The organism is Microbacterium sp. 22296 (assembly GCF_052045385.1).
Classification (GTDB): Bacteria; Actinomycetota; Actinomycetes; order Actinomycetales; family Microbacteriaceae; genus Microbacterium.
In genome coordinates, this window is sequence record NZ_JBQEOS010000004.1 from 218,594 (window position 1) to 239,816 (window position 21,223).

Consider the following 21,223-nt stretch of genomic DNA (forward strand, 5'->3'; position numbering starts at 1 on the left):
TGTGGGGATCGGGCGCGAGTGCGCGGCATCCAGTTTATCGAAACGGGCCGGTCTCGCCCGGCCGGCCGTCCGGTCTCATCGGGTGATTCGCTCGCGACGCACGGTGAACTCCTTCAGCGCTGCCGCATCGATCTCGACGCCGATCCCGGGGCCGGTCGGCACCCGTACGTGTCCGTCTTCGAGCACAGCCGGTTCGGTCACGATGTCGCGGTCGTAGAAGCGGGCGGATGCCGAGATGTCTCCGGGCAGAGTGAAGCCGGGGAGGGCCGCGAGCGCGGCGTTGGCGGCGCGTCCGATCCCGGTCTCGAGCATGCCGCCGCACCAGACCGGGATGCCGGCGGCTCGGGCACGATCGTGGATCGCGACGGCCTCGAGATACCCGCCGACGCGGCCGGCCTTGATGTTCAGGATCGCGGCCGATCCGAGCGCCAGAGCGTCGGCGGCGGCCTTGTCGGACACGATCGACTCGTCGAGGCACACCGGGGTGCGAAGGCGCCGGGCGAGGGTCGCGTGGTCGACGAGGTCGTCTTCCTGCAGCGGCTGCTCGATGAGCAGGAGGTCGAAGCGGTCGAGCTCGGCGAGGGTGTCGGCATCCGGGAGTGTGTACGCCGAGTTGGCGTCGACCTGCAGCGGGATCGCGCCGAACGCCGCCCGCACGGCCGCGGTGTCGTCGATGTCGCGACCGGGCTTGATCTTGATCTTGATGCGCACGTACCCCTCGTCGAGGTAGCCGCCGACGGCGTCGACGAGCGCGGCGGGATCACGCTGGATGCCGACCGAGACGCCCGAGGGCACCCTGTCGTTCACGGCGCCGAGGTACTGCGCGAAGCTGCGGCCGTCGGCGCGGAGGGCGGCGTCGACGACGGCGAGCTCGAGACCCGCCTTGGCCATGCGGTGCCCGACGACACGGCCCAGGATGCCGCCGACCTCCTCGGGGGAGAAAGTGCGGCGATCCAGCAGGGCCGGTGCGAGGAAGCGGGTGAGAACGTCCCACGCGCCCTGGGTGTACTCGCTGGAGTAGGACGGCTCCGACTGCGTGACCACTTCTCCCCAGCCGCGGCCGTCGGACGTCTGCGCCGTGACGATGATGACCTCGCGGACCGTCTCGGTGCCGAACGACGTCGTGAACGGCGAGACGAGGGGGATCCGCAGGACGCGGAGCTCCACGGCCTCCAGGGTCACGGGCGGGGCGGGGCGGGTGAGGGGCATGACGGCAGGCTAACCGCCCACCCCGGTGCGGCGGAGCCGGGAGGTCGGTGTGCCGAACTCCGGAGAAATCGGCACCCGGGTGGTGTTCCGGGCGCGGCGGTGGCCGGGAGAGGCGGTTCTTCCGGAGTTCCGCACACGCCGGCCCCGCGGATGTCGTCGCCGCGCCCGCACCCCGACGACCCGCGACCGTAACGCCCGCACCCGGCCGTGGCAAGGCCGCGGGCCGAGGCGGAGCGCCCGCGTAGCGTCGCCCGCATGAGCGACGACTTCACCCCCCGCCACGCGATCGTCACCGGCTCCGACTCGGGGATCGGCGCGGCCACCGCCCTCGCCCTCGCCGACGCCGGTCTCGACGTCGCGATCACCTACCACTCCGACAAGGACGGCGCCGAGAAGGTCGCCGACGAGGTTCGCGCCCGCGGGTCGCGCGCGACCGTCGCGCAGTTCGACGCCACCGACTTCGACGCGGTCCCGGATGCCGTCAACGCCATGGCCGACGAGCTCGGCGGCCTCGACGTGTTCGTCAACAACGCCGGTGGCGGGATCGGCGGCTCGTTCCTCGACCTCGACTTCGACACCTGGCGCACCGACATCTCGCTCAACCTCGACGGCGCGTTCCTCGCCCTGCACACCGCGGCCCGCCGCATGGTGAAGGCCGGCAACGGCGGACGCCTCATCGTCGTCTCGAGCGTGCACGAGCACCAGCCCCGTGTGGGCTCCGCCCCCTACGTCGCCGCCAAGCACGGCGTCGGCGGGCTCATCAAGACCATGGCCCTCGAGCTCGGCCAGTACGGCATCACCGCGAACGCCGTCGCCCCCGGCGAGATCGCCACCCCCATCAACGACATGTCCGCCGAGGACGCCGACCGCATCCACCGCCCCGGCATCCCGCTCGGTCGGCCCGGCAAGCCCGAGGAGATCGCCGACGTCATCCGCTTCCTCGCCTCGCCCTCGGGTTCGTACGTGACGGGCGCGAGCTGGGTCGTCGACGGCGGGATGCTGCACATGGGCCCGCAGGCGGGCTCTCACATGGAGTCGGACGCCTGGCGTTCGGCCGGCGAGGAGTGAGAACGATGAGCGACGAGAAGAGCTTCGACGAGAACCGCCACGACCAGCTCACGAGTGCGCCGAAGGCGACCGAGGAGGACGCGGCCCCGCGCTTCGATGTGAGCGAGCACGACGGTGTCACGCGCATCGACGTGCGCGATGACGCCGCGGTGCGTCCGGGACCCGGCCAGGGAGACCCCGCGGCGGAGAAAGACGTGCCGATCAGCGAGCAGTGACCGTGCGGGGGCGAGCCGATGCGGCGCCCCCGCGCATCACCTCACGATCAGGTAGCCGCGGCGGTCGAACCCGCCGATTCGACGACCGGATGCCAGGTGCCCGCCGAGATCGCCGCGCAGACGCCGGCGCCACTCGGCGGTGGCCGGCGGGTCGCTCCGACGGAGGGCTTCGATGTCGGCGGGCACGGCCACGACGGCGAGGGTCTCGGCATCCGTCGGCCTCGGCGCGGGAGGCTCCGCGAGCGCCCAGCTCACCATGAGGCGGTCGGACTCGTCGCCGCGGTTCACGGCATCCGCCATGGCACCGTAGTGGTCCGCGAGGTACTCCGTCGCGCGGGCGCCGAGCACCGCGAGGTTGAAGTGGGCGTTTCGGGCGACCAGCGGGTCGAACGTCCAGGTGATGCGCCCGACGCCCCGTTCGAGCGCCCAGGCGCGCTGATGCTCCTTCAGCTGACGGCCGAGACCGCGACCCTGGTGCCCGGGCAGGATGCCGGTGATGTGCGAATGCATCGAGCGCTCGGCGGGCAGGCCGAAGAACGCCGCGGACGCGCCGATCATCCGCCCGTCGTCGAAGAGACCGACGACGTAATTGCCCGCGTGCTCGAGGGCCCGCAGGATGTTCGCCGGCATCGTGCCGCGCTCGCCCCACACCTCGTCGAGGACGCGAGCGGCCTGGTGAATGTCGTCGACGTCGACCAGGGTGCGGATGTCGATCGCGCTCATGCTTCGAGTCTCGCATCGTCGTCCGGCGTTTCGTGTGCCGCCCACGCGTGACGTTTCGCCTCGTCACCGCGTCTCATCGGTGTATGCGAACGAATGCGTCACCGACGAGAGGACACGACATGGCATCCACGCTCACCGCCCGCTGCGAGACGTCGTCCGAGGTGCTCTCCTGATGCGCGGCTCCGCGTCTCTCGCACGCCGGCCCCGCGGCGTCTACATCGCGACCGGTGTCGGCGCGGCCCTGACGGCGATCATCGCCCTCGCGCTCTACCTGCCCCTGGTGGGCTTCCTCGCCGCGACGACGGCCAGCACGGCCGGACTCGTGCCCTTCCCCTTCGGCAGCGTCATCGGCGTGACCCTGCTGGGCCTCGTGATCGTGGCCGGGGCGCTGCTGCTGGCCGTCACGCGACGCCGACCGTGGATGTCGTGGACCCTCGCGGTCATCGCGATCGTCGTGGCCCTCGCGGTGACGGTGTTCCCCCTCATCGCCGTTGCCGTGGGATCGGCCGACCGGGCGTCGGACATCGTGCCGCTCATCACCGACCTCTGGCAGCGGGTGACCGGCGGCTGACCGCGCGCTCCCCTCGACGGGGCACGCCGTCGTCGTCGCGTCAGCGCGGGAGCACGCCGCCCACGTGCCGGATGGTGCGGCCGCGCTCGATGACGATGGCGATCCCGCCGACGAGCCACAGGGGGACCTGCGTGAGGAACGCGAGACGGAACGCGTCCAACGTGTAGGTGTCGGGCGTGCCCGCCCCCTGCACGTCCATCGCGATGCCGATGAAGAGGATGGCCAACAGCGCCGCGAGGAATCCTCCGCCGTTGACGATCCCGGTCGCCGTGCTGAGGCGATGGCTCGGAGTGAACGTACGGGCGTGGTCGAACGCGATCATGGACGCCGGACCCCCGGTCGACAACGCGAACATCAGCACGACGAGCAGCCACACCGGCGCGGGCCCCGGCCACGCGATGACGACGATCCAGACGATCGCCTGGAACACGACCGTCGGCAGCACGAGCCATCGCGATCGGCGCGTCGGATGCCGGCTCGACAGCGCCCCGATGATCGGACCGCTCAGGATGCTGAACAGGACGAGAGAGGTCATCACCAGCGACGCCGTCGCCGGCTCCAACCCCTCGCCCGCGGTGAGGAAGGGAAAACCCCACAGCAGCATGAAGGCCGTTCCCGCGAAGGGCGTCGCGAAGTGCGACCAGAAGCCCAGACGCGTGCCCGGGTGCGCCCACGACTCGCGGAAGCCCTGGCGCAGATCGGGCGCCGACCGCACGACCCGGATCGCGCCGGTCTGCGTGTCGACCGAGGTGTCGACGGGGTCATCGCGTCGTTCGGGTGGACGGTTGCGGATGATCGCGTACGTGAGGACGGCGAACAACACGCCGAGACCCGCGACGCTCCCGAACGCGACGCTCCAGCTCGTGGCGTGCAGAAGAGCTGCGAGCGGCACCACCGCGACGATCTGCCCGAGCTGACCGATGATGCCCGTCAGCTGCACGAGCACCGGTGCTCGTTGCGCGGGGAACCACGTCGCGATCACGCGCAGCACGCTCGGGAAGATCATGGCGTCGCCCGCGCCGATGAGCACACGGGCCAGGATGCCGATGCCCACGGCATCCGCGAAGGCCATGACGAGCTGCCCCACCGCCATCAGCACCATGCCGATCGCGATCATCGGGCGCGCGCCGAACCGGTCGAGGAGGAGTCCGACCGGGATCTGCATCGCGCCGTAGACGAAGAGCTGGATGACGGCGAACATCGACAGCGCCGAGGCATCGGCGTTGAAGCGCACAGCGGCATCCACGCCGACGGCGGAGAGCGATGTGCGGTTGATGATGGACACGACGTAGGCGAGCACGCCGACGATCCACAGCGTCCAGGTGCGCCAACCCGGCCGGTCGAGGCGGAGGGTGCTGGTCACGTGTCCCAGGCTAACGGGGAGCGCCGACACCGGACGCGGACCCGGGCACCACGCCGAGCACGTCGGCCATACGGCGCCGGACTACGTCGAGGTGCCGGACCAGCGGCTGTCCCGCGTCGTCGGCGAGCCACAGCTCGAGAGCGGTCTGCAGCAGGTCGACCGTGGCCCCGGCGGTGACGCGGGCCGTGAGCGGGTCGACGCCGCGCGCGGCACACCCCTCGCGGATCGCCTCCCGCAGATCGGCCTGCTTCTGCAGATCGCGTTCGCGAAGGGCCGGCTCGGTCTCGATGATCCGGCGGGAAACGACCATCTGCGCGCGCCGGGGCTCGAAGCGGTCCGCGGCGAGCGCGTGCAGACCGGCCCAGGCCACATCGAAAGCCGGTGCGTCCGCGGGGGCCGCCGCGAGGAGGGCGGTCGCGAGCCGGGGGATCTCGTCGTCGCCGAAGAAGACCTCGCGCTTGTCGCTGAAGTGGCGGAAGAACGTGCGCCGCGTGACTCCCGCCCGCTCGACGATGTCGGGAACCGTCGTGGCCGCGAATCCGCGCTCTCGGAACAGATCGACGGCCGCCTCGCGCAGCCGTTCCCTCGTGTCGGGAGCCCATCTGCCCATGCGGTCGAGCATAAGCGAAGACACGTGGTGCCATCACGTCGTATAGTGAGGGCACTGCGTGTCATCACTGCCGAAAGGTCCTCATGTCCTCCCACCTCGCGGCCGTCATGCCCACTCCCCGCGCCCGTCTCGCCGTACGCCCGACAGCGACCCCCGAACCGGCCCGCGACGAGATCCTGGTCCGCGTGCGCGCCGTCGCGGTGAACCCCGTCGACTGGGTCGTCCAGGGCACCAGCCGCATCACGTACCGCTGGCTGCGCACACCCGCGGTACTCGGCTCCGACATCGCGGGCGAGGTCGTGGCGATCGGCTCGGACGTCACGCTCTTCCACGTCGGCCAGCGGGTGTTCGGGCTCGCGACCGGCACGGATCGCGGCCGTGACGCGGTGCGCGAGGGTGCGTTCCAGGAGTACTCCGTCCTGCTCGAACGCCTCGCCGCCCCCGTCCCCGACGCCTGGAGCGACGACGAGGCGGCAGTGCTCCCCCTCGCCCTCTCGACGGCCGCCTGCGCACTGTTCCAACCCGCCCACCTCGGACTCCGGATGCCGACGGAGCAGGGCGACGCGCGAACAGGCGAGGTGGTGGTGGTCTGGGGCGGATCGACCAGCGTGGGGCTGAACGCGATCCAACTGGCACGCGCCGCCGGATACGACGTCGTCACCACCGCGTCGGGCCGCAACGCCGACCTGGTGCGCGAACTCGGCGCGGAGCACGGGGCCGATCATCACGCACCCACGGCCGTGGACGATCTCGTCGCCGCGATCGGCTCCCGCACCGTCGCGGGAGCGGTCGCCTTGGGCGCCGGGTCGACCGACGCCTGCATCGAGGTCCTGCGCCGCACCGGCGGGACGCGGCTGGCCATGGCGAGCACGCCCCTCTCGCTCGCCGACCTGGTCGGCCGTCGTCGCCTCTTCCCCGCGATGATCCCCGTCTTCTCGTACATCGGCCTCGCGACCGCGCGGTCGATACTGCGCGCCCGCCGCCACGGCATCCGCGCGGGCTTCGTCTGGGGAAGCAGCCTGCGCGACGACGAGGTCGGACCGCGCTTGTGGGGCGAAGTCGTTCCACGCGCCCTCTCCGCGAGGACCCTCCGCCCGGTACCGGCGCCATTGGTGGTCGGAACGGGCCTGGACGCCCTCCAGGGCGCGCTCGATCGGCAGCGCGCGGGCGTCTCGGCGAAGAAGGTCGTCGTGCGGCTCTGACACCCCCTTCGGAAGCGTGGTCGGCGGCGTCATCCGGGCACGGCAGAATGGTCCGATGGTCTCCGCGAGCCCCCACCTGCAGCCCGATCACGCCTGCCTCATCGTGCACGGCAAGGACACCCCCGGCATCATCGCCGCCGTCTCGGCCCTCATCGCGCGGCAGGGCGGCAACGTCGTCGCCTTCGACCAGTACTCCGACCAGCTTCGCGGCGGCGCGTACTTCCAGCGCGTGGTGTTCCACCGTCCCGACCTGCCCGCGGCCATGCCCGAGATCGAGGCCGACCTCGCGAAGACCCTCGGCGACGGGTTCGAGCTCGAGTGGAACCTCACCGACCTCTCGACGCCGAAGCGCATGGCGATCCTGTCGTCGAAGCAGGACCACTGTCTGCTCGACCTGCTCTGGCGTCACCGTCGCGGCGACCTGCCCGTGAGCATCTCGATGGTCGTGTCGAACCACACCACGTCGGCCGACGACGTGCGGTCCTTCGGCGTTCCGTTCTTCCACGTGCCGTCGACGCCCGGGCCCGACAAGTCGGCATCCGAGGCCCGCATCCTCGAGCTGCTCGTGGGCAACGTCGATTTCATCGTGCTCGCGCGGTACATGCAGATCCTCTCGCCCGAGTTCCTCGACAAGATCGGCGTGCCGGTCATCAACATCCATCACTCGTTCCTGCCGGCCTTCATCGGCGCGGAGCCGTACAAGAAAGCGAAGGAGCGCGGCGTCAAGCTCATCGGCGCCACGTCGCACTACGTCACGAGCGATCTCGACGAGGGCCCGATCATCGAGCAGGACACCGTGCGCGTGACCCACGCTGACTCGGCCGCCGAGCTCGCCCGCCGCGGCGCCGACGTCGAGCGCCAGGTCCTCGCGCGCGCCGTGCTCTGGCACGCCGAAGACCGGGTGCTGCGCGACGGCAACCACACGATCGTCTTCTGACGCACCGGGGGGGCCGGGCTTCGGCTTCGGCTCGGCTTCGGCTTCGGCTTCGGCTTCGGCTTCGGCTTCGGCTTCGGCTTCGGCTTCAGCTTCAGCTTCAGCTTCGGCTTCGGCTTCGAGATCACACGCGTGTGCCGAGATCACGCCGTTCTCACTGCAATCGCATGTCGTCTCGGCGATCGGACGTGATCTCGGCGAAAACCGCCGGCGTCTGGGCGCCCGGCGTCAGGCGCCCGGACGAACGCGGACGCGCGCGGCCCGGGACCACCGCGAACGCGCGCGCCCGCGGAGCACCCGACCGCAGGCCGCCGCGCCGGCCGAGCGGCACGCGCCCGACCGGCCCGGCGCCGCGTCACTCGGGGTCGCTCGCGCGGCTGAGCGGACCGCCGCCGCCGCGCGGCGGCTGCCTGCGCTGACGGGAGAGCTCGCCCCCGATGCGGCCACCGTACGGACGTCCGTGGTCGGCGAACTCCGCGCGGAAGTAGGCCAGCCGCCAGTCGCCCAGTTCAATGCGGGCACCGGTGCGGAGGATCCGTCCGCCGCGGTCGCGACCCGGACCCTGCTCGCGCGCCCCGCCACCGCCGACCACGTCGAAGCCGTACAGCACGTACTCGTCGTCGCCCTCGTGGCGGATCTCGGCATGCACGGGCGAGAGCCCCGGCAGGCGCAGGTCGGCCTCTTCGCCGGACCCGATGACCGTCTTGGTCGGCAGCAGGTCGAACTCGCGGGGTCGCGAGCCGTCCCATGTGGCGTCGCCGACCGCGAAGATCAACCGTGGACGACCCGACCCGGGCGTGTAGTGCGTCGTCGTGATGCGGCGACGCACCGTGCGGTTGATCGTCGGCACGAGCGGGAACGGCGTCTCGGGCGGGACGGGGAAGGTCAGCGCCTGCCCTTTGTTGCGTCGCGTCAGCAGCGGCGCGACAGCCCCGACCGATCCCAACCGGATGTGGCGAGAACCCGTGATCGCCCGCTGCAGCGCGTTCTTCTTCACATCGCCGAGCTGCAGGATCGGTCCGTCCGGGCCCTCGAGCTGCACGGAGATGCCCCGGGATGCCAGGGCGTCGGCGACCGTGGACAGTTCCGCGAGTGTCCGCCGACCGTTGCCGGGCAGCCGCGACGGATCGCTCACGACGATGCGCACCTCGCTACCCGCGGCTGTGATCGTGCCCTCGAACGGCGGGGTGTCGGCATCCGACCCTTGCTCGTACTCTGAGAACGACAGGTCGATGTCGAGGCGCACCATGATGGCGCCGCCCCTCAGTTGCCGCGGTACGGGTCGGACCCGGCCGCGGTGTCGTCGCTCGTGGTGACGCGGAGGGTGCCGTTGAGCTTCCACGTCGCGCGAGGCGCGTCGGGGCCGATGTCGCGGGGCACCTCGACGGTCATGTCGACGAAGGAGTAGTTCACGGCGGCGCCGCGGCCGGTCAGGTACGACCACATCTCGCGGCCGAGGTCGGTCCAGTCGGTGATGGAGTGGCCCTCGGGTCCGCTGGAGTCGGCGAACGGGTCGGTGGAGGAAGAGGAGTCGGACATGGCTTCGGGGTCCCTTTCTTTGCAGCATTTTCATGCGGTGGCCACCAGGGTCCCAGCGCGGACGAAACGGCCGGGAGGGATTGCGTTCTCGTCGCCGGAGGGGGACGATTCCGACCATCACTGCGCGGTGGGCGCGGCCCCGCGGCTCGGGCGCGCGCGGAAAGGCACTCCCCCTCCCCGGACGGCGCCCCGGACGACCGGGACGTCAGTACACGTACTCCATGAGTTCGACGCCGAGCACGCGGAACGCGTCGTGCGCGCGGAGTCGGTGCGCGATCGTGAGGTCGTCGAAGTTGACGACGAGCGCGTACGCGACCCCCGCGCGAGGACCGCCCAGAACGCCCGCCTCGGCGCGCACCCCCGACGCGCGGCCGGTCTTGTTGACGAAGAGCAACCCGTGCTGGTCGTTCTCGTGCGCGAAGGGGTCGAGTCCCGTGGCGGATGCCACGAGCGAGAGATCGTGGTTCAGACTCAGCCATTCCGCGACCTGCGCGCTCACACCGGGCGAGACGACGGTCGAGTTCACCAGCCCGGCGAACACCTGGGCCATCTCGCGCGCGGTCGAAAGGGCGAGGTGGGGTGCGTCGTCGGGGCCTCGGTCGTCGCGGAACCGGTCGAGCAGGGCGGTGCGCCGCAGCCCCAGCTGTTCGATCCGCGCGCGCACGGCCTGGAGCCCCACGCGGTGCAGCAATGCGTTGACGGCGAGGGCGTCGCCCGATGACGCCGCGAGCATCGCGACGTCGACCAGCGGTAGGGCCGGCGCCTTCAGGTGCTGCCACACGCCCCCGTGCGCGGCGCCCTGCACCGCGGAGCGATCGAGGATCTCGAGCGGATCCATGCGACCGTCCTCGAAGGAGGCCGCCACCTCCACCAGCAGGGGCACGACTCCCAGCCCGCCGACCGGCAGGGTGACGAAGTCGTCGCCCGCGAGCACCTGCGCTCCCCCGTCGAGGTCGTCGATGCGCACCGAGACCTGGGCACCGGAGGCGGCCAGTTCGTCGAGGGCACGCAGCGTCGCCGTGAAGGAACGCCGCCCCGCGGCGGCGCGTCTCGGCAGGCGTTTGGGCCCCTTGCGGCCGGCCCCCCGAAGGGCCGGGGCGTCGCGTCGCGACGACGCCACCGGCCCGCCGAGGGGATCGGGCAGGGCGGGCTCGGGAACCGGAGGCATGCCCACGAGCGTGGCTCCTTCAGTGTCGGGAAGACAACAAACGCGACCTCACCAGATGGTGACGCGCTGGTCGGCGTCCAGCCACAGCGCGTCGCCCTCGGTGACGTCGAAGGCCGCGTAGAACGCGTCGATGTTGCGCACGATCTGGTTGCACCGGAACTCGTTCGGCGAGTGCGGGTCGATGGTGAGAAGGCGGATGGTCTCGGCATCCCGGCCCTTCTGCTGCCAGATCTGCGCCCAACTCAGCAGCAGACGCTGGATCCCGGTGTACCCGTCGACCACGGGCCCGTCACCCTCGGTTTCACCCTGCTCCGCGAGGAAGATGCGGTACGCCGCGATCGCGATGCCCAGGCCCCCCAGGTCGCCGATGTTCTCGCCGATCGTGAGCTCCCCGTTCACGTGGTGCTCGTCGCCGAGGCCCTGCGGCACGAGCGCCTCGTACTGGGCGACGAGGGCCTTCGTACGCTGCTCGAAGGCCGCGCGGTCGGCATCCGTCCACCAGTCGCGAAGCGATCCGTCGGCGTCGAAGCGGCTGCCCTGATCGTCGAAGCCGTGCCCGATCTCGTGGCCGATGACCGCCCCGATGCCGCCGTAGTTGGCGGCCGCGTCGCGATCGGCGTCGAAGAAGGGGTACTGCAGGATCGCCGCGGGGAACACGATCTCGTTCATGAGCGGGTTGTAGTACGCGTTGACCGTCTGCGGCGTCATGTACCACTCGTCGCGGTCGATCGGCTGGCCCACCTTGGCGAGCTGACGGTCGTGCTCCCACACGTGCGCGCGGCGGACGTTGCCGACGAGGTCGGTCGGGTCGACCTCGACGTCGGAGTAGTCCTTCCACCGCACCGGGTAGCCGATCTTCGGCACGAACGTGTCGAGCTTGGCGAGCGCGCGTTCGCGGGTCTCGTCGGTCATCCACTCGAGGTTCTGGATCGAGCGGCGGTACGCCTCGATCAGGTCGGCGACGAGGCCGTCCATGGCATCCTTCGCCGCGGGCTTGAAGTGCCGCTCGACGTAGACCTTGCCGATCGCCTCGCCCAGCGCCGCCTCCGCGAGGCTCACACCGCGCTTCCACCGCTCGCGGTTGACGGGCACGCCGGTGAGCTGCGTGCCGTAGAACGCGAAGTTCTCGGCCACGAAGTCGTCGGAGAGGAAGGCCGCCGCGGCGTGAACGATCTTGAAGCGCAGCCACGCCGTCCAGTCTTCGAGGCGCTCCTCGACGAGCAGATGGCCGAGCGACTCGACGAAGCTCGGCTGGTACACGACCACCTCGGCGAATGCTCCCTCATGGCCCGGCGCCACCCCCGCACGCCAGGGCTCGAGGTCGACGCCCGAGAGCGCCACCACGTCGTCCCACGTCTTCAGGTTGTAGGTCTTCACCGAGTCGCGGCTGTCTTCGCGCGACCAGTGCGCGGAAGCGATCTCGGTCTCGAGGGCGAAGACACGATCGGCGGATGCCGCGGCCTCGGCGACACCGGCGAGATCGAGGATGCGCGCGATGTGCCCGCGGTATTCGTCACGGGTCTCGGCGAAGTTGTCGAGGCGGTAGTAGCTCTCGTCGGGCAGCGAGATGCCGCCCTGGTAGATCACGGGGACGTAGCGCGTGGGGTCGCCCGGGTCGGGCTCGACGAACAGGGTGAGCAGGCCGCTGATGCCGTCGCGCTCGAGCTCGCCCACGAGCCGGAGGAAGGAGGGGATGCCGTCGACTCCGTCGACCCGTTCGAGCTGCCCGGCCAGCGGCCGACCGCCCTGCTGCTCGATGCGCGCGGTGTCCATGAAGCTCGCGAACAGGTCGCCGATCTTGCGGGCCTCCGTGCCCGGCTCGGCGTCCTGCGACTCCTCGACGATGGTGCGGACGTCGGCCTCGGCCTGCTCGGCGATGAGGTGGAAAGAGCCCCAGCGGGCTTTGTCATCGGGGATCTCGGTGCGCTCCAGCCACCGGCCGTTCACGTGGCGGAACAGGTCGTCCTGGGGGCGGATCTCGTCACTGAGCTCGTCGAGCGCGAGACCGGAGGAGCGGGGGATGTCGGTCATGCAGTCAGGATAAAGGCCGGTTCTCTGTGCCGGCTCCGAACCCGCGGCGGGTGAGACCGGATCGGTGTCGCCGGGCGCGTCCTAGGCTCGACGCGTGACGACTTCGCCGCCCGAGACGCTGAACCGCTCCATCGTGCGGCTCGCCGTTCCCGCGCTCGGCGCGCTCATCGCCGAGCCGCTGTTCCTCATCGTCGACGCCGCGATGGTCGGGCACCTCGGCGTCGCCCCGCTGGCGGGCCTCGGCATCGCCGGAGCGGTGCTGCACACGATCGTCGGGCTCATGGTGTTCCTCGCCTATGCGACCACCCCGGCCGTCGCCCGGCGATTCGGTGCGGGCGAACCGGGGCGCGCGGTGTCGGTGGGTATCGACGGCATGTGGTTGGCCCTCGCGCTCGGCGCGGTGCTCGCCGCGGTGGGGTCGATCCTCTCGCCGATGGTCGTCGATGCGTTCGGTGCCGCGCCCGACGTGGCCGAGAACGCCCGCACGTATCTGACGATCTCGATGTGGGGCCTTCCCGCGATGCTCGTCGTCTTCGCCGCGACCGGTCTGCTGCGCGGCATGCAGAACACCGTCACCCCGCTGTGGATCGCGGGGCTCGGCTTCGGCGCGAACGCGGCGTTGAACGCCCTGTTCATCTACGGGTTCGGGTGGGGCATCGCCGGCTCCGCCGTGGGCACGGTCGTGGCCCAGTGGGGCATGGTGGGCGCGTACGTTCTGGTCGTGCGGCGTCTCGCGCGTCTGCACGCGGCATCCGTCCGTCCGCAGCGCGACGGCCTCGGGGGCACGGTGCGATCGGGCGGGTGGCTGTTCCTGCGGACGGTGAGCCTCCGCGCCGCCTTCCTCGCGACCGTCGCCGTGGCCACCGGCCTCGGCTCGGCTGAGCTGGCGGGCTGGCAGATCGCCTTCACCATCTTCTCGACCGCCGCCTTTGCGCTGGACGCCCTGGCGATCGCCGCGCAAGCGCTCATCGGGCGTGCGCTCGGCGCCGGCGACACCGACACGGTCGCGCGCGTCCTCGCCCGCACCAGCGCGTGGGGCGTCTGGTTCGGCGTCGCGGTCGGAGCCGTGGTCGCGGCGTCGTCGGGCGTGCTCGGTCTCGTCTTCACGGGCGACGCCGAGATCGCCGCGCTCATCCAGCCGGCGCTGCTCGTGCTCGCGGTGTCGCAGCCGCTCGCCGCGTTCGTCTTCGTGCTCGACGGCGTGCTCATCGGCGCGGGCGACGCGCGCTACCTCGCCCTCGCCGGCGTGCTCAACCTGGTGCCGTACGTGCCCGCCCTCGTGCTCGTCGGCCTGTTCGCCGGGGGTGGCGCGGCAGGGCTCGCGTGGCTGGCCGCGGCGTTCTTCGGCGTCTACTTGCTCGCGCGGGCGCTCACCCTGGGCCTGCGGGTGCGCGGGTCGGCCTGGATGACGGCCGGCGGCTGAGCCCGTACCCGACCGGTCCGCGCTCGTCCGGGGTCCTGCGTCCGCGCTCGCCCGGGTCCCTGCGCCCGCGCTCGCCCGGGGTCGCTGAGCCCGTCGAAGGAACAAGACCCACGCACGCGTTGCTCCTCACGCCCAGCGGCGGCACCACTCGTACATGATCACGGCCGCCGCAGACGCCGCGTTGATCGAACGCGTCGAGCCGTACTGCGTGATCTCGACCACCCCCGCGGCGGCAGCGATCGCCTCGGGCGACAACCCCGGGCCCTCCTGCCCGAACAGCAGCACGCATGCCTCGGGCAGTTCCGCCCGGTCGACGGGCACCGATCCCTCGACGTTGTCGACGGCGATCACGGGCAGACCCGCCTCGCGCGCCCACGCGGAGAAGGTCGCGACGTCTTCGTGGTGACGCACGTGCTGGTACCGGTCGGTCACCATGGCGCCGCGGCGGTTCCAGCGGCGCTTGCCCACGATGTGCACCTCGGCGGCGAGGAAGGCGTTGGCGCTGCGCACGATCGACCCGATGTTGAGGTCGTGCTGCCAGTTCTCGATGGCGACGTGGAACGGGTGCCGTTTCGCGTCGAGGTCGGCGACGATCGCCTCCATCGTCCAATAGCGGTACTCGTCCACCACGTTGCGGGTGTCGCCGTCCGCGAGCAGTTCCGTGTCGTAACGCGGGTCTTCGGGCCAGTTCGCGGGTCCTCCCGGCCAGGGGCCGACACCGTGGGTCGGCTGCGGCTCGGTCCGCGCCGCGTCGGCCGCGTCGCCGCCCGGCGCCGGCGTGGGCTCGTCGGCATCCGTCACCTGTTCAGGCTACCCGGGCGGGCGGGACACCCCCGCGGGGCGGCGCGGGGAGCCGCGGGGTGGCGGGGACTCACGGGCCCGGCGCGGGCTCCGCGGACCGGCCCCAACTCATGGCCCCGGAGGGTGTTCGAGCGAGGGAGGACGGATTCCGCGATCCCGCGACTCTTCCCCCCGAATCGCCTCCCGCCACGAACCCTCGCACGACAGGCCTCTCACTTTTCGGTGAACCGAAATCCTGATAACTTTTCGGTGTGCCGAAAACAGGGGATGCCGAGGGCCGACGCCACACGCCGGGGCGCGCCCTCTGGCTCCTGGGGCCCGCCATGGTCGCCGGCGTCGCCTACCTCGACCCGGGCAACGTCGCCAGCAACATGACCGCCGGCGCCGCGTTCGGCTATCTGCTGGTGTGGGTCGTGGTGCTCGGCAACGTGATGGCCTGGTTGATCCAGTACCTCTCGGCCAAGCTCGGCATCGTCACGGGCGAGAGCCTCCCGCAGGTGCTCGGACGCCGCATCCGCCGGCCCTGGGCGCGACGCGCCTACTGGCTGCAGGCCGAGCTCGTCGCGATGGCCACCGACGTCGCCGAGGTCATCGGTGGAGCGGTCGCCCTGTATCTGCTCTTCGGCGTTCCCCTGCTGTGGGGCGGCGCGATCACGGGAGTCGTGTCGATGGGCCTGCTCCTCGTGCAGACGCGTCGAGGCGCCCGCGCGTTCGAGACGGTGCTGATCGGCCTGCTCGTCGTCATCGCGGTGGGCTTCTCGTTCGGACTCCTCTTCGCCCCGCCCGCACCCGACGGCGTCATCGGCGGGCTGATCCCGCGCTTCGAGGGGACGGAGTCGGTGCTGCTCGCGGCATCCATCCTCGGAGCGACGATCATGCCGCACGCCATCTACGCGCACTCGGCGCTGGCGCGCGACCGGTTCGCGCCGGCTGCCGGCACCGGCACGGCCGAGTCCTCCGCGCCGGCACTCGTCAGGTCCTCTCGAGCGTCGACGGATGCCACTCCGTCGGCAGCCGACGAGCCGACCACCGCCGCCTCGCAGACATCGACGGGATCGACGGGATCGACGACACCGAACCCCGCAGACGCCGACCGGACGGACACCGCGCACTCCCGCCTCGAGAACGCCCGCGGCATCTCCACTCCTCGCCTGCTCCGCGCGACCCGCTGGGACGTCACCATCGCCCTCGCCGTCGCCGGCACGGTCAACCTCGCGATCCTGCTCCTGGCCGCGGCGAACCTCGCCGGCGTCGACGGCACCGACAGCCTCGAGGGCGCCTACGCCGCGCTGCGCGACGGTCTCGGCCCCGTCGTCGCGACACTCTTCGCGGTGGGACTGCTCGCCAGCGGCCTGGCTTCGACCTCCGTCGGCGCATACGCGGGGGCCGAGATCATGCACGGGCTCCTGCGCGCGCGCATCCCCCTGGTGGTGCGCCGGCTCGTCACGCTCGTGCCGGCGCTCGTTCTCCTCGCCCTGGGCGTCGATCCGACCCTCGCGCTGGTGCTCAGCCAGGTGGTGCTGTCGTTCGGCATCCCGTTCGCGCTCGTCCCCCTCGTCGTGCTCACGGCCCGGGCCACGGTGCTCGGCGCCTACCGCAACCGCATCCTGACGACCGTCGCCGGGGTCGTGGCATCCGTGTTCCTCATCACCCTCAACGTCGTGCTCCTGTGGCTGGTGTTCACCGGCGGATAGGCTGGCGGCGTGGAATCGCCCGTGTCCGACGACTATCTCAAGGCGATCTACCACCACACCGAGTGGCAGGACACCCCGATCACGCCCTCGCAGCTCGCGGGCGTGCTGGGCCTCGCCCCCTCGAGCGTGACCGAGATGGTGAAGAAGCTCGCGGCGCAGGGTCTCGTGACGCACCGCCCGTACGGTCCCGTGTCGCTGACCGCAGCGGGCGCTCGTCGTGCGGCCGGCGTCATCCGGCGCCACCGACTCATCGAGACCTGGCTGGTGCGCGAGTACGCCTACGCGTGGGACGAGGTGCACGACGAGGCCGAGGTGCTCGAGCACGCCCTCAGCGACCGGCTCCTCGAGGGCATCGACGAGCGCCTGGGTCGGCCGCGCTTCGATCCGCACGGGGACGCGATCCCGGATGCCGAGGGCGTGGTGCACCGCGAACCCTTCGTGCTGCTGACCGAGGCGCCCGCCGGCCACGCCGGACGCGTGCTGCGCGTGAGCGATCGCGATCCCGAGCTGCTGCGAGCCCTGGTCGAACGCCGCATCGACGTGGGGCACGAGCTCGAGGTCGTGTCAGACGAGGTCGTCCGTGCGGACGGTGTCGAGGTGACCCTCCCCGCCGGGGCGGGCGGGTCGGTCTGGCTGACGGCCTGAGACGCGCTGCGGCGACGGTGCGGCGCCCGGCCGGAGGCTAGGCGGAGGGCACCGAAGCGCCCGGTTGAGCACTCGCGGGGCGGAACCACCGTCGAGAACCCGCGGGCACCCAGATCGCGACGATCACGGCCACCGCCGCGAGGAGCGCGACCGAAAGCACCGGATCGAGTTCGGTGAGCACCATGGCCGTGGCCTGCAGCGCGGCGAGCACCGCGAGGTAGGCGGTGAGCAGGTTCCGCGCGAGCACGCTGCCACGCGACAGCGCGGACCCGCCCGCGACCGTGAGCAGCCCCAGGAGCACGGTCGCCGCACCGACGAGCGAGGTGGGGAGCACGAGGTCGTCCGGCACCCCGTAGCGGGTGAGCAGCACGACGATGCCCAGAGCGGTGTTGATGAGGCCGCCGACGTAGACGAGCACGATCGCCGCGGAGACAGCCGTGGGCCGGCGCCGCTCAGACACCCCGGTCGCGGCGGGGGCGTCGTCCCGTCGGCCACCGGCACGGGCGAGGAGCGAACGCCGCACGAAACGGCGGTGGCCGAAACGGACGACCTCGATCGCCCCGATGGCCGCGACGATGACGATCGTGATGAGCACCGCTCCGTCTTCGCCCGGATCCTGCAGCTGGAAGAACTCCCCCAGCACCGGGACCGTGAAGATCGCGGTCAGGGCGATGAACATCGCACCGATGACGAGCACCTTCACGCGGGTCACCGGCCGTGACAGCACGGTGAGCACCCAGATCGCCACGATCGCGAGGATGATCGTCGCCCCGGTGCGCAGCTGTTCGACGCTGAGACCGATGCCCATCGCGAGGCGCGTGTACAGCGTGAGCGAGACGGCGATGACGAGCCCCGCCGGGATCGCGAAACTCAACGATCGCGAGAGGAACCCCGGCACGTAGCGCTGGGTGTTCGGCAGCAACGCCAGGAAGAACGCGGGGATGCCGATGGTCAGCCCGTCGGTGATCGACAGCTGCCGCGGGAGGAAGGGGAACTCCATCACCAGCGCTCCGAAGAGCACCGCGAGGCCGGTGGCGTAGACGGTCTTGGTGAGGAAGAGCATCGAGACGCGCTCGATGTTGGCGATGACCTGCCGCCCCTCGGCCACCACCGAGGGAAGGTGCGAGAAGCGTCCGTCGAGGAGCACGAGGCGCGCGACCGCTTTCGTCGCCGCGGCGCCCGAGTTCATTGCGATGCCGATGTCGGCCGTCTTGATGGCCAGGGCGTCGTTGACGCCGTCACCCGTCATGGCCACGACGTGTCCGCGCGCTTGGAGCGCGGTGACCATGCGTCGCTTCTGGTCGGGGGTGACGCGGCCGAACACCGAGTGCTGCTCGAGCACGAGCCCGAGCTCCGCGTCATCGTCGGGCAGGCGTCGGGCGTCGTAGCCCTCGTCGACCTCGAGTCCCACCTCGCGGGCGATCGCGGCCACCGTGCGGGGGTTGTCGCCCGAGATGACGCGCACGCCGACCCCCTGCTCCCGGAAGTACCGCAGCGCCTCGGCCGCGTCGGGCCGCACGGCCTCGACAAACGTGAGCACGGCGACGGCGACGGGGGCCTCCGGCAGCCGCTCCTGCTCGACATCGATGTCATCGAGGGCGGCGTCGGTGCGGGCGAGCACGAGCGTGCGACGACCGGATGACGCCAGCCGCGTGACGGCGGCCCCCACGTCGCTGCCCGCGTCGGCCACGAGGTCGCCGAACACCATCTCCGGTGCACCCAGGATCCACGTGCCCCCGGATGCGAACGAGACCGCGCTCCACTTCCGCGCCGACGAGAAGGGAATCCGCCGCACCGGCTCGACCGGCTCATCGAGGGGGAACGGCTCTCGCAGGCATTTCGCGGTGGCATTCGCGTCCGCCGCCGCGCCATACCAGGCGAGAGCGGTACGCCACCCGTCGGTCTCGTGGAATGTCAGCGCGTCGTCGAAGCGGATCTCACCGGCCGTGAGCGTGCCCGTCTTGTCGAGGCAGATCACGTCGACGCGGGCGAGGCCCTCGACCGCGGGCAGTTCGTTGACGAGCACCTTCTGCCCCGCCAGTCGCGCCGCACCCACGGCGAAGGCGATCGAGGTCATCAGCACGAGACCGAGCGGGATCATCGCGGTCAGCGAGGCGATCGTGTTCACCACCGCCTGCTGCCAGGTCCCCTGCTGCCACGCCTGCACCCACCCGCCGGCGACCATCATCTGCGCATTCAGCACCAGCAGCCCGATGGGGCCGATCCCCCACCCGACCCACCGCAGCACACGGTCGATGGAGGTCCGCAGCTCGCTCGAGACCAACTGGAAGCGCTTCGCCTCCGCGGCGAACGTGTTCGCGTACGACTCCGACCCGACCCGCACGACCCGGGCCGTGCCCTCGCCGGCGACGACGATCGACCCCGACAGCGCTTCGTCGTCGGGGCGTTTGTCGACGGCATCCGATTCGCCGGTCAACATCGACTCGTCGATCTGCAGCCCGCGCGAGTCGACGACGACCGCGTCGGCGGGCACCTGATCGCCCGCGCGGAGCACGAGCAGGTCGTCTCGGACCACGTCGGGCGGGGCGATCTCGGCGTCGAGGCCCTCGCGGCGCACGCGGGCACGGGGGGCGTTCAGAAGCGCGAGACGGTCGAGGGCCGCCTTCGCGCGGAACTCCTGCACGCAACCGATCACCGCGTTCGACAGCGCGGCCACGCCGAACAGGGCGTCCTGCCAGCGCCCGAGCAAGAGCAGCACGAGGAAGCACGCCGCGACGATGGCGTTGAAGAGCGTGAAGACGTTCGCCCGCACGATGTTCCACGCGCTTCGGCTGCTGTCGGCGGTGAAGGCGTTCGTGTGGCCGGCCGCGACCCGTTCGGCGACGTCGGCGGCGCTCAGGCCGCGGACGTCGGCGGAATCGATGCTGTCGGCCGTCGCCTGGTCCATGCGATCACTGTAGGGCTCAGCGCCGACATCGACAGGGGGAGATCAGGATGCCGCGCGTCGGGCCCGATCGAACGGCCAGCGCACGTGGGTCGCGGTCTCGCACGCCGCCCAGAGCTCGGCTCCGAGCTCGCTGCGCCGAGTGCGCCGTGCCGGGGTGGCCACGCGGGGCGCGCCCCGGGCGACGAGCGCCGGTCCGTACATCTCGCCCCCCTCGGCGAGGGGGTCGATGAGCGCGCGGACGAGCGCCCAGGCGCCCTGCTCCTTCGACTGCGTGATCGGCGCCTGCAGGTTGTCGAGGAAGCGGGTGAGCCGGCTCGGCTCGTTGACGCCGCGCACCCCGCGGGTGCGTCCGCTGGTCGAGTACCCGGGATGGGCCGCGAGGCTCTGCACCGGAACGCCGTGCGCGCGCAGCCGTTTGTCGGCCTCGAGCGCGAGCGCCGTGGTCGCCGCCTTCGACTGCACGTACGCGCGCCAGGGCGTGTACCCCTCGCTGAGCTCCGGATCGGTGGGCAGGTGTCCCCAGATCGAGGTCGACATGCTGCCCACCCACACCATGCGCCCGCGGGCGGCGGCGAGAGGCTTGAGCAGCTCTCCGGCGAGCGCGAAATGGCCGAGCACGTTGGTGGCGAACACCAGCTCGTGTCCGCCGACGGTCTCACGCTGCTTCGGCGGATGCACGACGCCGGCGTTCAGGAGAAGTCCGTCGAGGCGCCCGCGTGCGCGAGCGGTCGCCGCCGCCGCACGCACGGATCCCATGTTGCTGGTGTCGAGCAGCAGCGTCTCGATCGCGGCATCCGGATGCGATCGCTTGACCGCCGACTTCGCGGCGGCGAGACGGTTGGGGTTGCGTCCGGTGAGCAGGACGCGCGCCCCTGCCGCCGCGAGCTGCTCGCACGCGAAGTACCCGAGCCCCCGCGTCGCGCCGGTGACGAGATAGGACCGCCCCGACAGGTCGGGGAGGTTCTGAGGGTCCCACTCGGTGCGCGCCACCCTACGACCCTAACCAGATCGTTCGCCCCCGTCACGGGTTCATTCCGTTTCCGGCATATCGTCGCTCGGAAAAATTCTCCGACGGCGGCGTGACGAATCATCGACTCGACGCGTCTCCTTCACGAGCAC

General features: G+C 71.4%; 19 protein-coding genes. 8 read left to right on the forward strand and 11 right to left on the reverse strand.

The genetic code is table 11. From position 1 onward, the window contains the following. Nucleotides 1-75: 75 nt before the first annotated feature. A complete protein-coding gene (gene menC / locus ACTJJP_RS10155) occupies nucleotides 76-1,209 on the reverse strand; it encodes an o-succinylbenzoate synthase (protein ID WP_440774900.1) in 1,134 nt (377 codons plus the stop codon). Between the two features lie 255 nt (nucleotides 1,210-1,464). Between menC and ACTJJP_RS10160 the strand changes: the two genes are divergently transcribed. Together ACTJJP_RS10160 and ACTJJP_RS10165 are read left to right on the forward strand one after the other, a co-directional pair. Beyond that, a complete protein-coding gene (locus tag ACTJJP_RS10160) occupies nucleotides 1,465-2,277 on the forward strand; it encodes an SDR family oxidoreductase (protein ID WP_055951885.1) in 813 nt (270 codons plus the stop codon). 5 nt (nucleotides 2,278-2,282) lie between these two features. Then, nucleotides 2,283-2,492 (forward strand): multidrug transporter, encoded by a 210-nt coding sequence (locus ACTJJP_RS10165; RefSeq protein WP_440774901.1) that lies wholly within the window; start codon nucleotides 2,283-2,285, stop codon nucleotides 2,490-2,492. Between the two features lie 36 nt (nucleotides 2,493-2,528). Here ACTJJP_RS10165 and ACTJJP_RS10170 read toward each other — a convergent pair whose 3' ends face one another. After that, complete coding sequence (locus ACTJJP_RS10170) at nucleotides 2,529-3,215, reverse strand: GNAT family N-acetyltransferase (protein ID WP_440774902.1); 687 nt, start codon at nucleotides 3,213-3,215, stop codon at nucleotides 2,529-2,531. A 172-nt stretch (nucleotides 3,216-3,387) separates the two neighbouring features. Between ACTJJP_RS10170 and ACTJJP_RS10175 the strand changes: the two genes are divergently transcribed. Next, on the forward strand, nucleotides 3,388-3,786 hold the full coding sequence (locus ACTJJP_RS10175) for an MFS transporter permease (RefSeq protein ID WP_440774903.1): 399 nt from the start codon (nucleotides 3,388-3,390) through the stop codon (nucleotides 3,784-3,786). Between the two features lie 40 nt (nucleotides 3,787-3,826). Here the strand turns inward: ACTJJP_RS10175 and ACTJJP_RS10180 are convergent, their stop codons facing one another. Both ACTJJP_RS10180 and ACTJJP_RS10185 read right to left on the reverse strand, forming a co-directional pair. Further along, entirely contained in the window at nucleotides 3,827-5,149 is a 1,323-nt protein-coding gene (locus ACTJJP_RS10180; RefSeq protein WP_440774904.1) for an MFS transporter, read from the reverse strand. Between the two features lie 10 nt (nucleotides 5,150-5,159). Continuing rightward, complete coding sequence (locus ACTJJP_RS10185; RefSeq protein ID WP_440774905.1) at nucleotides 5,160-5,759, reverse strand: TetR family transcriptional regulator; 600 nt, start codon at nucleotides 5,757-5,759, stop codon at nucleotides 5,160-5,162. Between the two features lie 83 nt (nucleotides 5,760-5,842). Here ACTJJP_RS10185 and ACTJJP_RS10190 point away from each other — a divergent pair, with 83 nt between their 5' ends. Together ACTJJP_RS10190 and purU are read left to right on the forward strand one after the other, a co-directional pair. Then, nucleotides 5,843-6,961, forward strand: a complete 1,119-nt coding sequence (locus tag ACTJJP_RS10190; protein WP_440774906.1) for a zinc-binding alcohol dehydrogenase family protein — start codon at nucleotides 5,843-5,845, stop codon at nucleotides 6,959-6,961. Nucleotides 6,962-7,016: 55 nt separating this feature from the next. Beyond that, complete coding sequence (gene purU / locus ACTJJP_RS10195; RefSeq protein ID WP_440774907.1) at nucleotides 7,017-7,898, forward strand: formyltetrahydrofolate deformylase; 882 nt, start codon at nucleotides 7,017-7,019, stop codon at nucleotides 7,896-7,898. Between the two features lie 352 nt (nucleotides 7,899-8,250). On the opposite strand, the gene ACTJJP_RS10200 is transcribed toward purU, so the two are convergent. From ACTJJP_RS10200 to ACTJJP_RS10215, 4 genes are all read right to left on the reverse strand, one after another. Beyond that, nucleotides 8,251-9,144: an FHA domain-containing protein gene (locus ACTJJP_RS10200; RefSeq protein WP_440774908.1), complete on the reverse strand. Its 894-nt coding sequence runs from the start codon at nucleotides 9,142-9,144 to the stop codon at nucleotides 8,251-8,253. 14 nt (nucleotides 9,145-9,158) lie between these two features. Next, nucleotides 9,159-9,434 (reverse strand): hypothetical protein, encoded by a 276-nt coding sequence (locus ACTJJP_RS10205; RefSeq protein WP_440774909.1) that lies wholly within the window; start codon nucleotides 9,432-9,434, stop codon nucleotides 9,159-9,161. A gap of 205 nt (nucleotides 9,435-9,639) precedes the next feature. Further along, nucleotides 9,640-10,602, reverse strand: a complete 963-nt coding sequence (locus tag ACTJJP_RS10210) for a serine hydrolase (RefSeq protein ID WP_440774910.1) — start codon at nucleotides 10,600-10,602, stop codon at nucleotides 9,640-9,642. Between the two features lie 48 nt (nucleotides 10,603-10,650). Continuing rightward, nucleotides 10,651-12,633 (reverse strand): M13 family metallopeptidase, encoded by a 1,983-nt coding sequence (locus tag ACTJJP_RS10215; RefSeq protein WP_440774911.1) that lies wholly within the window; start codon nucleotides 12,631-12,633, stop codon nucleotides 10,651-10,653. A 94-nt stretch (nucleotides 12,634-12,727) separates the two neighbouring features. Between ACTJJP_RS10215 and ACTJJP_RS10220 the strand changes: the two genes are divergently transcribed. After that, nucleotides 12,728-14,056 (forward strand): MATE family efflux transporter, encoded by a 1,329-nt coding sequence (locus tag ACTJJP_RS10220; protein WP_440774912.1) that lies wholly within the window; start codon nucleotides 12,728-12,730, stop codon nucleotides 14,054-14,056. Nucleotides 14,057-14,182: 126 nt separating this feature from the next. On the opposite strand, the gene ACTJJP_RS10225 is transcribed toward ACTJJP_RS10220, so the two are convergent. Next, on the reverse strand, nucleotides 14,183-14,857 hold the full coding sequence (locus tag ACTJJP_RS10225; RefSeq protein WP_440774913.1) for a TrmH family RNA methyltransferase: 675 nt from the start codon (nucleotides 14,855-14,857) through the stop codon (nucleotides 14,183-14,185). Between the two features lie 323 nt (nucleotides 14,858-15,180). On the opposite strand from ACTJJP_RS10225, the gene ACTJJP_RS10230 reads away from it, so the two are divergent. Further along, nucleotides 15,181-16,551 carry an Nramp family divalent metal transporter gene (locus ACTJJP_RS10230; protein WP_440775087.1) on the forward strand — a complete coding sequence of 457 codons (1,371 nt, stop codon included), beginning with the start codon at nucleotides 15,181-15,183 and terminating at the stop codon, nucleotides 16,549-16,551. A gap of 9 nt (nucleotides 16,552-16,560) precedes the next feature. Next, nucleotides 16,561-17,196: a metal-dependent transcriptional regulator gene (locus ACTJJP_RS10235; protein WP_440774914.1), complete on the forward strand. Its 636-nt coding sequence runs from the start codon at nucleotides 16,561-16,563 to the stop codon at nucleotides 17,194-17,196. Between the two features lie 37 nt (nucleotides 17,197-17,233). Here ACTJJP_RS10235 and ACTJJP_RS10240 read toward each other — a convergent pair whose 3' ends face one another. Together ACTJJP_RS10240 and ACTJJP_RS10245 are read right to left on the reverse strand one after the other, a co-directional pair. Further along, entirely contained in the window at nucleotides 17,234-20,104 is a 2,871-nt protein-coding gene (locus tag ACTJJP_RS10240; protein ID WP_440774915.1) for an HAD-IC family P-type ATPase, read from the reverse strand. A gap of 42 nt (nucleotides 20,105-20,146) precedes the next feature. Continuing rightward, a complete protein-coding gene (locus ACTJJP_RS10245; protein WP_440774916.1) occupies nucleotides 20,147-21,094 on the reverse strand; it encodes an SDR family NAD(P)-dependent oxidoreductase in 948 nt (315 codons plus the stop codon). Nucleotides 21,095-21,223 lie beyond the last annotated feature (129 nt).

Bases quoted from the DNA above. Each gene is read 5' to 3' on its own strand.
- menC (WP_440774900.1), bottom strand. From the start codon at position 1,209: ATGCCCCTCACCCGCCCCGCCCCGCCCGTGACCCTGGAGGCCGTGGAG.
- ACTJJP_RS10160 (WP_055951885.1), top strand. From the start codon at position 1,465: ATGAGCGACGACTTCACCCCCCGCCACGCGATCGTCACCGGCTCCGAC.
- ACTJJP_RS10165 (WP_440774901.1), top strand. From the start codon at position 2,283: ATGAGCGACGAGAAGAGCTTCGACGAGAACCGCCACGACCAGCTCACG.
- ACTJJP_RS10170 (WP_440774902.1), bottom strand. From the start codon at position 3,215: ATGAGCGCGATCGACATCCGCACCCTGGTCGACGTCGACGACATTCAC.
- ACTJJP_RS10175 (WP_440774903.1), top strand. From the start codon at position 3,388: ATGCGCGGCTCCGCGTCTCTCGCACGCCGGCCCCGCGGCGTCTACATC.
- ACTJJP_RS10185 (WP_440774905.1), bottom strand. From the start codon at position 5,759: ATGGGCAGATGGGCTCCCGACACGAGGGAACGGCTGCGCGAGGCGGCC.
- ACTJJP_RS10190 (WP_440774906.1), top strand. From the start codon at position 5,843: ATGTCCTCCCACCTCGCGGCCGTCATGCCCACTCCCCGCGCCCGTCTC.
- purU (WP_440774907.1), top strand. From the start codon at position 7,017: ATGGTCTCCGCGAGCCCCCACCTGCAGCCCGATCACGCCTGCCTCATC.
- ACTJJP_RS10200 (WP_440774908.1), bottom strand. From the start codon at position 9,144: ATGGTGCGCCTCGACATCGACCTGTCGTTCTCAGAGTACGAGCAAGGG.
- ACTJJP_RS10205 (WP_440774909.1), bottom strand. From the start codon at position 9,434: ATGTCCGACTCCTCTTCCTCCACCGACCCGTTCGCCGACTCCAGCGGA.
- ACTJJP_RS10210 (WP_440774910.1), bottom strand. From the start codon at position 10,602: ATGCCTCCGGTTCCCGAGCCCGCCCTGCCCGATCCCCTCGGCGGGCCG.
- ACTJJP_RS10215 (WP_440774911.1), bottom strand. From the start codon at position 12,633: ATGACCGACATCCCCCGCTCCTCCGGTCTCGCGCTCGACGAGCTCAGT.
- ACTJJP_RS10230 (WP_440775087.1), top strand. From the start codon at position 15,181: ATGGTCGCCGGCGTCGCCTACCTCGACCCGGGCAACGTCGCCAGCAAC.
- ACTJJP_RS10240 (WP_440774915.1), bottom strand. From the start codon at position 20,104: ATGGACCAGGCGACGGCCGACAGCATCGATTCCGCCGACGTCCGCGGC.